The sequence below is a fragment of the Streptomyces sp. NPDC056486 genome, assembly GCF_042795295.1.
Taxonomy (GTDB): domain Bacteria; phylum Actinomycetota; class Actinomycetes; order Streptomycetales; family Streptomycetaceae; genus Streptomyces.
This window is the reverse complement of sequence record NZ_JBHTSF010000226.1, coordinates 1-11,840: the sequence shown is the minus strand read 5'-3', so window position 1 is coordinate 11,840 and position 11,840 is coordinate 1. Positions and strand designations below refer to the sequence as shown.

The window sequence follows — 11,840 nt, the reverse complement described above, 5'->3', positions numbered from 1 at the left end:
CGGTCACCCGGCAGACGCGACTGCGGCTTTTCTGTGGTTGCTCGCGCCCCGCGGCGGAGCCGCAGATGTCACAGTCCCGCGCCCCTACGGGGCGCCCTGGGTACGGGGCACCCCGAGTTCCGTTGTGCGCGCCCCCGCGAGTCCCGTTGTGCGCGCCCCCGCGAGTGTGAGGCAGAATCGCCGCAATGAGCACCTACCGCGACCTCGCGCACCGCGGCTCCGCCCGAGCCACCGTTCTGCGGACCGTGGGCACGCGTGAGCGCCGATCCCATCTGACGGCGCCCCGCGTCCCCACCGTCGGCATCGACATCGGCGGCACGAAGGTGATGGCGGGCGTCGTCGACGCCGACGGCAACATCCTGGAGACGCTCCGCACGGAGACCCCGGACAAGTCCAAGAGCCCCAAGGTCGTCGAGGACACCATCGTCGAGCTGGTCCTCGACCTCTCCGACCGGCACGATGTGCACGCGGTGGGCATCGGCGCGGCGGGCTGGGTCGACGCCGACCGCAACCGCGTCCTGTTCGCCCCGCACCTGTCCTGGCGCAACGAACCGCTGCGCGACCGCATCTCCGGCCGCCTCGCGGTCCCCGTGCTCGTGGACAACGACGCGAACACCGCCGCGTGGGCGGAGTGGCGTTTCGGCGCGGCCCGTGGCGAGGACCACCTGGTCATGATCACCCTCGGCACGGGCATCGGCGGCGCGATCCTGGAGGACGGTCAGGTCAAGCGCGGCAAGTTCGGCGTGGCCGGGGAGTTCGGCCATATGCAGGTGGTCCCCGGCGGCCACCGCTGCCCGTGCGGCAACCGCGGCTGCTGGGAGCAGTACAGCTCGGGAAACGCGCTGGTCAGGGAGGCCCGCGAGCTTGCGGCTGCCGACTCCCCGGTCGCGTACGGGATCATCGAGCGGGTCAAGGGCAACATCCCCGACATCACGGGCCCGCTGATCACCGAGCTGGCCCGCGACGGCGACGCGATGTGCGTGGAGCTGCTCCAGGACATCGGCCAGTGGCTGGGTGTGGGCATCGCGAACCTCGCGGCGGCCCTCGACCCGTCCTGCTTCGTGATCGGCGGCGGCGTCTCGGCCGCCGACGACCTTCTGATCGGCCCGGCCCGCGACGCGTTCCGCCGCCAGCTGACGGGCCGCGGCTACCGCCCCGAGGCCCGCATCGCCCGCGCCCAGCTGGGCCCCGAGGCGGGCATGGTGGGCGCGGCCGACCTGGCCCGCCTGGTGGCCCGCCGCTTCCGCCGGGCGAACCGCCGCCGGGTGGAGCGCCACGAACGCTACGAGCGTTACGTGGAAGCGCGCCGCACCAACGACCGCACCTCTCAGGGGACTCAGTAAGCGATGACCGTGCCCCGCCAACCCTCGTCCCCGGAATCTCCGGAATCCCCGGATCCCGCCGGCGAGGGTGGTGGCCCCCGCGAGGGCCACCGCCACATGATCCGCCGCCGCTGGCTGACGGCGACGATCATCGTGCTCCTGATCGGCGTACCGGCCGGCTATCTGGTGATCTCCGCGAACCAGAGCCGCAACAGCGGACGCGACAAGGAGGCCAAGTACTCCGCGACCGGCCTCACCGCGGGCTGGCCCTCCAAGGTGCAGCGCCGCCTCTACGACGTGCCGATCGCCCCGTACTCCAGGGAAGTCGCCTACTACGAGACGAACAACTGGCGCACCAGCCGCCTGTACGCCCAGTTCCTGACGAGCAACAAGGGCCTGGACAAGTTCCTCAAGCAGATCGGCACGAGCACCACGGAACTGAAGAGGAACGACATCACGATCAGCAAGCGCGACCGCAAGGTGGTCGGCTGGCAGTTCACGGACCCGGGCCCCTGGCTGGGCCTCACCCACAAGAAGAAGGACCCGGCGCCGACCCTGGACGTGGTGGTGAACCGCGTCAACGCGGAGCACCCGATGGTGTATGTAGTGTCTACGACAACCCCGTAACTGGCGTGTTTCATCCGCGAGTTGCCAAGGGGCCGGCTCGTACGATGACGTCCATGATCTCCATAGAGAAGTCCGACGGGGCATCCGAAGAGGAGTACGACAGACGCCGACGCGCCCAGTGGCTGTCGGGGGAGGCGCGGGCGGACGGGGTCGCGCGCAGGGACATGCTGCGGCTCCTTGCCGCGGCGGGGGCCGTGGGCGGGGCCATGAGCGGGGCCTCGGCCCTCGGAGCACCCCGAGCGACGGCGGCGACCGGCACCGCCGCGACGGCAGCCGCCGCCGGAATCGTGAAGCCGCTCCCCGCGGACCGCTTCACGATCCGGGGCACGAACGCGGAGACAAAGTTCGAGGCGCTCGCCGGGACGCCCTTCCACACCCCCGCATCCCACTTCTTCGTACGCAACCACACGGCGACGCCGATCCTGGACGCGAAGACGTGGAGGCTGAAGATCTGGGGCGACGGGTTGAAGGACGGCAGGGCGCGCGAGTTCACGCTCGCGGACCTCAAACGCCTCCCGTCGACGTCACGCACCGCCTTCGTCGAATGCGCGGGCAACGGCAGAAGCTTCTTCACCACCCAGCAGGGCCAGCCGGCCTCGGGCACGGCCTGGACCCTGGGAGCGATCGGCAACGCCCGCTGGCGCGGCGTACGCCTCTCCGAAGTCCTGCGTCAGGCAGGCGTATCGAGACATGCGGTGGACGTGATGCCGAGCGGCCTCGACGCGGATTACGTCACGGACGACGGCACGAACCTGGGCAGGGTCCGCCGCCCGCTCCCGCTCTCCAAGGCGCTGGACGACGTCATCCTCGCCTACGAGATGAACGGCGCCCCGCTCCCCGCGGACCACGGCTACCCGGTCAGGGTCCTGGTCCCGGCGTGGGTGGGTATCGCGTCGATCAAATGGGTGGGCGACATCGAGGTCTCGGCGGAGCCGCTCTACTCCCCGTGGAACACGCAGTTCTACCGCCTGTTCGGCGAGGCGTACCCGCCGGAGGGCAGCGCCCCTCTGACCCGCCAGACCCTGAAGTCCGCCTTCGAACTCCCCTTGAACGCGAGCGTCGAGGCGGCCGCGACCCACCACCTCACCGGCCGCTCGTGGTCGGCGACGGGCGCGATCGCGCGGGTGGATGTCAGTACGGACGCGGGCGCGACATGGCACAGGGCCCACCTCAAGGACACACCCCACCGCGCGACTTGGACCCGCTGGACCACCCCGTGGCACCCCAGGAATCCGGGCCCGACGACACTCCTGGCCCGCGCCACGGACACGACAGGGCGCACCCAGCCGGAGGCGACGGTGCACAACTCCCAGGGGTATCTGTTCGACGCGGTGGTGCGGCATGCGGTGAGGGTGGTGTGAGAGCCCGCAGGGCCCGTTCCTACTCGGCTGCCCTCCACCCCTCATAGACAGCCGCGCCCACCCCCAGATCCTCCCAAGCCATCCCCGCCGACTTGAACAACCGGGGCCGCCCCTCAGCCACTTCCACCTCGCCCCGCACCAATTCCCCCAGAGTCCGCAGCCGCCCCACGGTAAAAGCCCCGGCGTCCACCGCGAGCACGATGTCCCCGCACTCCCGCAGCGCGACGCCGTGCGACTCCGCCACGACCAGGCCGCGCCTCAGGAGCCCCTCGTCCACCTCGCGCGCGTCCGGTTCGTGCGAGCCCACCGCGGCGACCGTCGCGTGGGCGGGGAGCAGCGCGCTGTCGAAAAGCGGTTCGCGGGCCGTGGTGCAGCAGCAGACCACGTCGGCGGTCGCGACGTCCGCCGGGGTCGCGGGCGCCGACGAGAGCCCCGCCTCGCGGCATTGCTCCACGAAGGCCGCCACCCGCTCAGGGTTGCGCGCCACCACGTCCACGTGGGCCAGCGTCGGGCGCACCGCGCGGACCGCCTCCACGTGGCCCCAGGCCTGGGGACCGGTGCCGAAGACCAGAAGACGGCCTGCGTCCGGGACCGCCAGGTGGTTGATCGCCGCGCCCGAGACCGCGGGGGTGCGCAGGGACGTCAGCGCGATGCCGTCAAGGAGGGCCAGCGGCTTGTGGGTCGCTCCGTCCAGGAGGAGGTACACGCCCTGGATGCGGGGGAGGTCGCGGGCCGCGTTCCCCGGGGTGACCGTGGCGATCTTCACGCCTGTGTACGACGTCGTCGACGACGGCATCAGCAGAAGCTGGCCGCCCGGTACGTCCACGACTCCCCGCGGAGGCTCCGACTCCGGGTCGAGGCCCGCCTTGAGAACGGCTTCCACCGCCTCGATCGCCGCGGACATCGGGACGATCCGGGCCATCGCTTCGGCGTCGATGTAGGGCGGGGCCTCGCTCATGACTGGTTCCTTTCGGGGCCTTCTGCTCAGGACTGTTGCCCGGAGTCGTCTGCCCGCATCGCGTCGCATCACTTCACGCTCATGATCACTCCCTTATAGAACACCTCCAGGTCTGCCGGAGCCGGGACCTGCTCCGGCAGACCGACGGTCACTCCGAGAAGTGCGGCTGTACCTCCCGGCGGCGCTGCGGCAGCTGGGGTTCGGAGGTGGGGAGTCGGGACAGGCGCTCGCCCTCGACGTCCATGTTCGGCAGCAGGCGGTCGAGCCACTTCGGCATCCACCAGGCCGCGTTGCCGAGCAGGGCGAACAGAGCGGGCACGATGGCCATGCGGACGATGAACGCGTCGAACAGGACCGCGATCGCGAGGCCGAACCCGATCATCTGGATGAAGTCGTTGTCCTCCATGATGAAGCCGGAGAACACGCTGATCATGATGAGTGCGGCAGCCGCGACCACCCGGCCGCCGTGCTGGAATCCGGTGACGACAGCGTCGCCCGTGGTTTCGCCGTGCATGTACGCCTCGCGCATCCGGGTCACCAGGAAGACCTCGTAGTCCATGGCGAGACCGAAGACCACGCCGATCATGAAGATCGGCATCGTGCTCATCACGGGGCCCGGTTCGTCGACGCCGAACACATTCGCCAGCCAGCCCCATTGGAAGACGGCCACCACGGCACCGAGGGCGGCGGACACGGACAGCAGGAAGCCCAGAGCGGCCTTGAGCGGGACGAGAATCGACCGGAAGACGAGCATCAGGAGCAGGAACGCGAGGCCGACGACGAGACCGAGGTAGGGGAACAGCGCTTCGTCGAGCGTCTTGGAGAAGTCGATGAACATCGCTGTCTGGCCGGCCACCAGGATGTGGGTGCCGGTGTCTGTCTGGATGTCTTTCGCCTTGCCCCGCAACGACTTGACCAGATCCTCGGTCTTCGGATCGGCCGGTCCCGTGGACGGCATGATGTTCACGATCGCGGTGTCGCCGGACTTGTTGGCTTCCGCCGGGCTCACGGAGACGACACCCTTCTCCTCGCCCAGCTGCTTGCCCACCCTCGCGGCGGCGGGCGCCGCGTCCTTGGCCTCGACGGTCACCATCAGAGGGCCGTTGTAGCCGGAGCCGAAGGAGTCGGACACCATGTCGTACGCCTTGCGCTGGGTCGTCTCGGCCGCCATCGTCCCCTCGGACGGCAGTCCCAGCTCCAGGCTCGCGGCGGGTACGGCCACGGCACCGAGACCCACCACGCCGACCAGCAGAACGGCCACGGGGTGGCGCAGGACGAGCCGTGCCCAGCGGGTGCCGAGGTTCGGCTTCTGCCGGCCCTCATGCTTCTGGGCCTTGCGCTCCTGTCGGGCCGACAGAGGCTTGCCGTACTGCTGTGCGCGATCCCTGCGGCGCAGGACCTTGACGGGGGCGAAGCCGAGCAGCGCGGGGACGAGGGTGATCGCGATGAGTACGGCGACGACCACGGTTCCCGCGCCGGCCAGACCCATCTTGGTCAGCATGGGGATGTTGACGACGGCGAGACCCGCGAGGGCGACCACGACGGTGAGGCCCGCGAAGACGACCGCGGAGCCCGCCGTGCCCACTGCTCGCCCGGCCGCCTCCTGGCGCTCCCTGCCCGCGGCGATCTCGGCCCGATAGCGGGAGAGGATGAACAGCGCGTAGTCGATGCCGACCGCGAGGCCGAGCATGAGTGCCAGCGTCGAGGTCGTGGAGGACAGGCCGAGCGTGCTGCCGAGCGTGACGATGCCGCAGATGCCGATACCGACGCCCATGATGGCGGTGAGCAGTGGCATTCCGGCGGCCAGCAGGGAGCCGAAGGTGATGAGCAGCACGACGGCGGAGACGGCGATGCCGATGACCTCACCCGAGCCCATCGTCTGCGACGGTGGGACGGCGTCGCCGCCCATCTCGACCGTGAGGCCGCTGTCGCGGGCGTCGTCCACCGCCTTGGTGAGGGCCTTGTGCGCCTCCGGGCTCACCTGGGTGGCGCCGACGTCGTAGGCGACCGACGCGTAGCCTGTGGTGCCGTCCTTGCTGACGGCCTGTCCCTTGAACGGGTCGACGACGCTGACCACTTCGGGTGCCCGTTCCAGGTCGGCGACCAGGGTGGCGACCTTCCGCTTCTCGGCGGGCTCGGCGAGTTCCTTGCCGTCAGGGGCGCGTACGACCACCCGGGCCTTGGCCCCGTCGGCGCTCAGGGAAGGAAACTTGTCCTTGAGCAGGTCGTACGCCTTCTGCGTTTCGGTGCCGGGCATCGTGAACGTGTCGGCGGGAAGCGGTGGGGCCGAGGCGGCGGCAAAGATCGCGCCGATAAAGACAAGCACCCACAGCAGGGCCATCGTGCCCCTGCGTCGGAACGCGAGGCGGCCAAGTTTGTAGAGCAGAGTAGCCACAGCGAAAGAGCTCCTATCGGATTCGCCGGTGAACGGTGGGGGTCGGGGGTTGCTGATGACGAGCGATGACGAGTGACGACGAGTGACGTCGGGGGCCGGGCCGCTATGGGCGGTCCTCCTTCCCTCGGTTGAAGCCGACGTCGGGCCGGAACCGGCCGGTGCAGGCGAGGAAGACGTCGCCGAGGTCGGGGGTGTGGATGGTGAGCGCCTCGGCGTCGATGGACCGGGCGTCCAGGGCCTCCAGGACAGCCTTGAGCGTGGGGATGCCGCCGTCGGTGGGGATGTAGACGGCCAGCGCGTCGTCGTCCCTCGTCACGGCATCGAAGGTGGTGGCGGCCGCTTCGAAGCCGCGTGCGTCCGCGAATTGAAGCCGGATGTAACCGCTGGGGGTGGGAACGGCGGGTTCCGGCGCCCTCGTGGGGCTGTCGTTCCCACGGCTCCCACGGCTCCCACGGCTCCCACGTCCCTGCCGGTCCATGGGCGGCTTCACCACGAACTCGGCTGCGGGAACGTGCGGTCGTAGGACGACCGGGTCCGGCGCAGGGGCACCGCTGACCCGGTCGGCCTGGCACGGGTCTCTTCGCCGCCCGCGTAGGCGACGGCCACGAGCTCTTGTCGTAAGAAGTGGTCGACGTACGCCGTGAAATTCATGACGCCATGATGGCACAATCTTGGCGCCACAAAGAACGGTGACGGCGGTGGGGGCGAGCTTGACCGAAACCCGCCTGCGGGCTGCGGGGTGCACCCGAGGGTTTCGATGGCTGGCTGTGGCGTGAGAATAGGCCATCTACCTGCGCGTATGTGCGACGGGGAGGGTCTGCTTGCGTGGCTGCGATGAGTCGCTCGACGGTCCGGACCCGGGGCCGGATGGCGTCAACGACGTTCTATGTTGACGCCATTAATGGCGCCATTGATGGGGTGTCACGATCGACCGGACGTCCCTTCCTCCTGCACCTGGTCCAGTACGCCCGGCAGCGCCCGGAGAAACGACGCCACTTCGTCGTCGCCGATGATCAGCGGCGGGGAGAGGCGGAGCACGCTCGGCGTGACGGCGTTCACCAGGAAGCCCGCATCCTCGAGGGCTCGTTCCGCAGCGGCGGCCAGCGGCTCGGTGAGAACGACCGCGAGCAGCAGGCCGGCTCCCCGCACCTGGCCGACCAGCGGATGTGCCAACCCTTCGATGCCCTGGCGCAGGTTCTCGCCCTGCCGCGTGACATGCGGCAGAAGACGCTCGCCGGCGATCGTGTCGAGGACCGCGAGCGCAGCCGCGCACACCACCGGATTGCCCCCGAACGTCGTGCCGTGAGAGCCAGGTGTCAGCAAATCCGCCGCCGCACCGAAGGCGAGGGCCGCACCGATCGGGAGTCCGCCGCCGAGGCCCTTGCCGAGCGTGACGAGGTCCGGCTCCACTTCGTGGGCCTGATGCTCGAACCAGTGGCCGGTACGGCCGATGCCGGTCTGCACCTCGTCCAGGACGAGCAGGGCTCCCGCCGCCCGGGTGATCTCGCGCGCCGCGGCCAGATATCCGGACGGGGACACGACGACGCCGTTCTCGCCCTGGACCGGCTCCAGGACCACCAGCGCCGTATCGCTGTCGACAACCGCCCGCAGCGCCTCCGCGTCCCCGAACGGCACATGGGTGACCCCGCCGGGCAGCGGCTGGAACGGGTCCCGCTTCGCGGGCTGACCCGTGAGGGCGAGAGCGCCCATGGTGCGGCCGTGGAAGGATCCCTGCGCGGCGACGACCCGGCTGCGCCCGGTCAGCCTGCCGATCTTGAACGCGGCTTCGTTCGCCTCGGCGCCCGAGTTGGCGAAGAAGACCCGTCCAGGGCGCCCCGCGAGCTTCAACAGCCGTTCGGCTAGCACGATCTGCGGTTCGGCGACGAAGAGATTCGAGACATGGCCGAGCCGGCCGATCTGCTCGCGGACGGCGTCGACCACCGCAGGGTGCGCGGTGCCCAGGGAGTTGACCGCGATACCGCCGAGGAAGTCCACGTACTCCTTGCCGTCGGCGTCCCAGTACACGGCACCCTCACCGCGCACGATCGGTACGCGCGGCGTCCCGTAGGTGTCCATCAACGACGCCCGCCAGCGCTCGGTGAGCCTGTTGTTCGTCGTGCCGCTCATCGCAGCCCCCTTTCCTCGTCCGCTGTGACCGTGGTGCCGGACGCCTCGTCGGTGAGCATCGCGGTGAGGGTCGAATGCCGTACGCGTCCGTCGAGCACCCGCGCCCGGGCGACTCCATGACGTACCGCGTGCAGGCAGGCCGCCATTTTCGGGACCATTCCGTGGGTCAGCTCCGGCAGCAGTTTCTCGAGTTCGACGGCCGTGAGGCTTTCGATCACCTGGTCGCTGTTCGGCCAGTCGGCATAGAGGCCCTCCACGTCGGTGAGCAGAAGCAGCTCTCCGGCGCCGAGTGCGGTGGCCAGCGCGGCGGCGGCCGTGTCGGCGTTGACGTTGTAGACGTGTCCGTCGTCGGCACTGCGGGCGACCGACGAGACCACCGGTATGCGGCCGTCCGCGAGCAGCGCGTCGAGAACGCCGGTGTCCACCTCGCTGATCTCGCCGACCCGCCCGATGTCCAGGGGTTCGCCGTCGATCATCGGCAGATGTCTGACCGCCGTGATGGTGTCCGCGTCCTCGCCGGTCATGCCGACCGCGTACGGGCCGTGCCGGTTGATCAGTCCGACCAGTTCGCGTTGCACGCGGCCGGTGAGCACCATACGGACCACGTCCATCGCCGGGGGAGAGGTGACCCGCAGGCCTGCTTTGAACTCCGAGACGAGTCCGTGCCGTTCGAGCTCCGCATTGATCTGCGGGCCACCGCCGTGCACGACGACCGGACTGAACCCGGCGTCGCGCACCCGCGTGACGTCATGGGCGAAGGAAGCTTTCAGCTCCTCGTCCACCATGGCGTTCCCGCCCAGCTTGATCACGACTGTCCGGTGCTGCCCGGTGACGGGCCGAGGAGCGGCCGGAGCGTTGTCCCGATGCGCCCTCATGAGGAGTACGCACTGTTCTCGTGGACGTATGACGCGGTCAGGTCGTTGGTCCAGACAGTCGCCGCGTCGTGTCCCGCCGCGAGGTCGGCGGTGATCACGACCTCCCGGCCGCGCATGTCCACCGTGGCGCGGTCCGCGCCGATCGATCCGCCCTCGCAGACCCAGACACCGTTGATGGCGACGTTGAGCCGGTCCGGCTCGAAGGCGGCGGAGGTGGTGCCTATCGCGGCGAGCACCCGGCCCCAGTTGGGATCCTCGCCGTGCAGGGCGCACTTGAGCAGATTGTTGCGGGCCACGGACCGGCCGACCTCGACGGCATCGTCCTCCGATGCCGCGTTGACGACGTCGATCCGGATGTCCTTGCCGGCACCTTCGGCGTCGGCGACGAGCTGTCGCGCGAGGTCCTCGCAGACCGCGTGCACGGCCGTCGCGAACTCCTCGTAAGAGGGGACGATCCGCGACGCCCCGGAGGCGAGCAGCAGCACGGTGTCGTTGGTGGACATGCAGCCGTCGGAGTCGACGCGGTCGAAGGTGCTGCGGGTCGCCGTGCGCAGGGCGCTGTCGAGGGATTCACCGTCGATGTCCGCGTCGGTGGTCAGAACGACCAGCATGGTGGCGAGTCCGGGCGCCAGCATGCCCGCACCCTTGGCCATGCCTCCGACGGTCCAGCCGTCGGCCTCGGCCACCGCGGTCTTGTGCACGCTGTCGGTGGTCTTGATGGCGATCGCTGCCATATCGCCGCCGTCCGTGGACAGGTCCGCTGCCGCCTTCTCGACACCCGTGAGCAGTTTGTCCATCGGCAGCCGGACACCGATGAGCCCCGTGGACACGACGGCGACATCCGCCGTGTCATGGCCGCCGAGGACGTCGGCCACCTTCTCCGCGGTGGCGCGCACATCCTCCAGGCCGCCCCGTCCCGTACACGCGTTGGCGCCACCGGAGTTGAGTACGACGCTGCTCAAGGTGCCATCCGCGATGACGCGTTCGCACCACAGCACGGGGGCTGCCCTGACCCGGTTGGAAGTGAAGACTCCGGCCGCCGCCCTGAGCGGGCCGTTGTTCACCACCAGCGCCAGATCCAGGCCGCCGTGGACCTTGATCCCGGCGGCGACGCCCGCAGCCGAGAATCCGCGTGCTGCCGTGACACTCATGATGCAACTCCTCGGCCGAAAGGCCACAGTTGGTTACTCGGAGTGCCCTTGTGCGTGACGTGAATGTCAGTCCGGAAGGCGCCGCCTTCGAACAGCTCACCTACCGCGCAAGGGCAATTCAGTATTACGCCCAATAACTCCGTGGCGCCATACCGTAAGTGCTGGGAGTGCGGTTCACGGCACCGGGCGATGAGGGATCGGTGTCCCGCCGACAGGACAGCGGTGCGACGGTTCATCGATATTGACTTCGACGCTCAATACACTGATAGCGTCCCCGAACTGAGGCCGTGTCCTACCTGCCGGATCACCGAAAGGGCGAGTTTCGTATGTTCGTTCCCAGTCAATATCGCGAACCGGACAGTTCATGGATGGTCGATTTGCTCCGCAACAATCCTCTGGCGTTGATGGTGAGTAACGGAGCTGTGGCTGAGGCACCGTTTGCCACGCACCTTCCCGTCATTCCGGACCCTGCGGCGACCAACGAATGGTCCGCGGACCTGTCGGGTGCCACACTCCTTGGGCATATGAACAGGGCCAATCCTCACTGGAAGGCCCTTGAAAGCGGCAGCGTGGCCCTGCTGACATTCACAGGGCCGCACGCCTATGTCTCGCCGACGGTGTACGAGGTGACGCCGGCCGCGCCGACGTGGAACTTCACCTCGGTGCATGTGCGGGGCGTGGTGGAGAAAATTGATTCCACGGAGGAGACCCTGGAAGTGGTCCAGTCCACTGTCCGTGCTTTTGAGGCTGATTTCGGCGCCGACTGGGATATGGCCGAATCGCTCGATTACTTCCGCCGCATCGTGCCCGGCGTCGGGGCGTTCCGGCTCACGGTGTCGGGGGCCGAGGGAATGTTCAAGCTCAGCCAGGAGCAGAAGCCCGAGGTTCGCGACCGTGTGCAGAAGGAGTTCAGCGGGCGGGAGTGCGGTCGGCACCGCGAGACCGCGGCGTTCATGAGCCAACTCCCGTGACGGTCTTCGCCCCTGCGCAGTGGGGCAACAGCGAGGGCCCGCACGCCGTCAGG

The 11,840-nt window shown here is 69.2% G+C and carries 10 protein-coding genes and 1 pseudogene; 4 read left to right on the top strand and 7 right to left on the bottom strand.

What is annotated here, in order from left to right:
* The first annotated feature begins 185 nt into the window (after positions 1–185).
* Genes ACFQ7F_RS42665 through ACFQ7F_RS42655 form a run of 3 tightly spaced genes read left to right on the top strand, consistent with a single transcriptional unit; the run spans position 186 to position 3,310 of the window.
* Positions 186–1,343 carry an ROK family glucokinase gene (locus ACFQ7F_RS42665; protein ID WP_160508012.1) on the top strand — a complete coding sequence of 386 codons (1,158 nt, stop codon included), beginning with the start codon at positions 186–188 and terminating at the stop codon, positions 1,341–1,343.
* A 3-nt stretch (positions 1,344–1,346) separates the two neighbouring features.
* Positions 1,347–1,949, top strand: a complete 603-nt coding sequence (locus ACFQ7F_RS42660; RefSeq protein WP_383283933.1) for a sugar kinase — start codon at positions 1,347–1,349, stop codon at positions 1,947–1,949.
* A 53-nt stretch (positions 1,950–2,002) separates the two neighbouring features.
* Entirely contained in the window at positions 2,003–3,310 is a 1,308-nt protein-coding gene (locus ACFQ7F_RS42655; protein WP_383283930.1) for a sulfite oxidase, read from the top strand.
* Between the two features lie 19 nt (positions 3,311–3,329).
* Here the strand turns inward: ACFQ7F_RS42655 and ACFQ7F_RS42650 are convergent, their stop codons facing one another.
* The 7 genes and pseudogenes from ACFQ7F_RS42650 to argJ all read right to left on the bottom strand — a co-directional run bounded on the left by ACFQ7F_RS42650 (position 3,330) and on the right by argJ (position 10,816).
* Positions 3,330–4,268, bottom strand: coding sequence for an ornithine cyclodeaminase family protein (locus ACFQ7F_RS42650; RefSeq protein ID WP_383283927.1), 939 nt, complete (start codon positions 4,266–4,268; stop codon positions 3,330–3,332).
* Positions 4,269–4,416: 148 nt separating this feature from the next.
* On the bottom strand, positions 4,417–6,663 hold the full coding sequence (locus ACFQ7F_RS42645; protein ID WP_383283923.1) for an MMPL family transporter: 2,247 nt from the start codon (positions 6,661–6,663) through the stop codon (positions 4,417–4,419).
* Between the two features lie 103 nt (positions 6,664–6,766).
* Complete coding sequence (locus ACFQ7F_RS42640) at positions 6,767–6,979, bottom strand: hypothetical protein (RefSeq protein ID WP_383283920.1); 213 nt, start codon at positions 6,977–6,979, stop codon at positions 6,767–6,769.
* Positions 6,980–7,149: 170 nt separating this feature from the next.
* The gene (locus ACFQ7F_RS42635) at positions 7,150–7,314 is read right to left on the bottom strand and encodes a hypothetical protein (protein ID WP_383283917.1); all 165 of its coding nucleotides are present in this window, start codon (positions 7,312–7,314) and stop codon (positions 7,150–7,152) included.
* Positions 7,315–7,584: 270 nt separating this feature from the next.
* The gene (locus ACFQ7F_RS42630) at positions 7,585–8,790 is read right to left on the bottom strand and encodes an acetylornithine transaminase (protein WP_383283914.1); all 1,206 of its coding nucleotides are present in this window, start codon (positions 8,788–8,790) and stop codon (positions 7,585–7,587) included.
* Positions 8,787–9,608: pseudogene (argB, locus tag ACFQ7F_RS42625) on the bottom strand (acetylglutamate kinase); the annotation flags it as partial. The pseudogene argB and the gene ACFQ7F_RS42630, both read right to left, overlap by 4 nt.
* A 53-nt stretch (positions 9,609–9,661) precedes the next feature.
* Positions 9,662–10,816: a bifunctional glutamate N-acetyltransferase/amino-acid acetyltransferase ArgJ gene (gene argJ / locus ACFQ7F_RS42620; protein WP_383283911.1), complete on the bottom strand. Its 1,155-nt coding sequence runs from the start codon at positions 10,814–10,816 to the stop codon at positions 9,662–9,664.
* A gap of 287 nt (positions 10,817–11,103) precedes the next feature.
* Here argJ and ACFQ7F_RS42615 point away from each other — a divergent pair, with 287 nt between their 5' ends.
* The gene (locus ACFQ7F_RS42615) at positions 11,104–11,787 is read left to right on the top strand and encodes an FMN-binding negative transcriptional regulator (RefSeq protein ID WP_383283908.1); all 684 of its coding nucleotides are present in this window, start codon (positions 11,104–11,106) and stop codon (positions 11,785–11,787) included.
* The last annotated feature ends 53 nt before the right edge of the window (positions 11,788–11,840 follow it).

Coding starts and splice junctions, on each gene's coding strand:
- ACFQ7F_RS42665 (WP_160508012.1), top strand. CDS start 186: ATGAGCACCTACCGCGACCTCGCGCACCGCGGCTCCGCCCGAGCCACC.
- ACFQ7F_RS42660 (WP_383283933.1), top strand. CDS start 1,347: ATGACCGTGCCCCGCCAACCCTCGTCCCCGGAATCTCCGGAATCCCCG.
- ACFQ7F_RS42655 (WP_383283930.1), top strand. CDS start 2,003: ATGATCTCCATAGAGAAGTCCGACGGGGCATCCGAAGAGGAGTACGAC.
- ACFQ7F_RS42650 (WP_383283927.1), bottom strand. CDS start 4,268: ATGAGCGAGGCCCCGCCCTACATCGACGCCGAAGCGATGGCCCGGATC.
- ACFQ7F_RS42635 (WP_383283917.1), bottom strand. CDS start 7,314: ATGAATTTCACGGCGTACGTCGACCACTTCTTACGACAAGAGCTCGTG.
- ACFQ7F_RS42630 (WP_383283914.1), bottom strand. CDS start 8,790: ATGAGCGGCACGACGAACAACAGGCTCACCGAGCGCTGGCGGGCGTCG.
- argJ (WP_383283911.1), bottom strand. CDS start 10,816: ATGAGTGTCACGGCAGCACGCGGATTCTCGGCTGCGGGCGTCGCCGCC.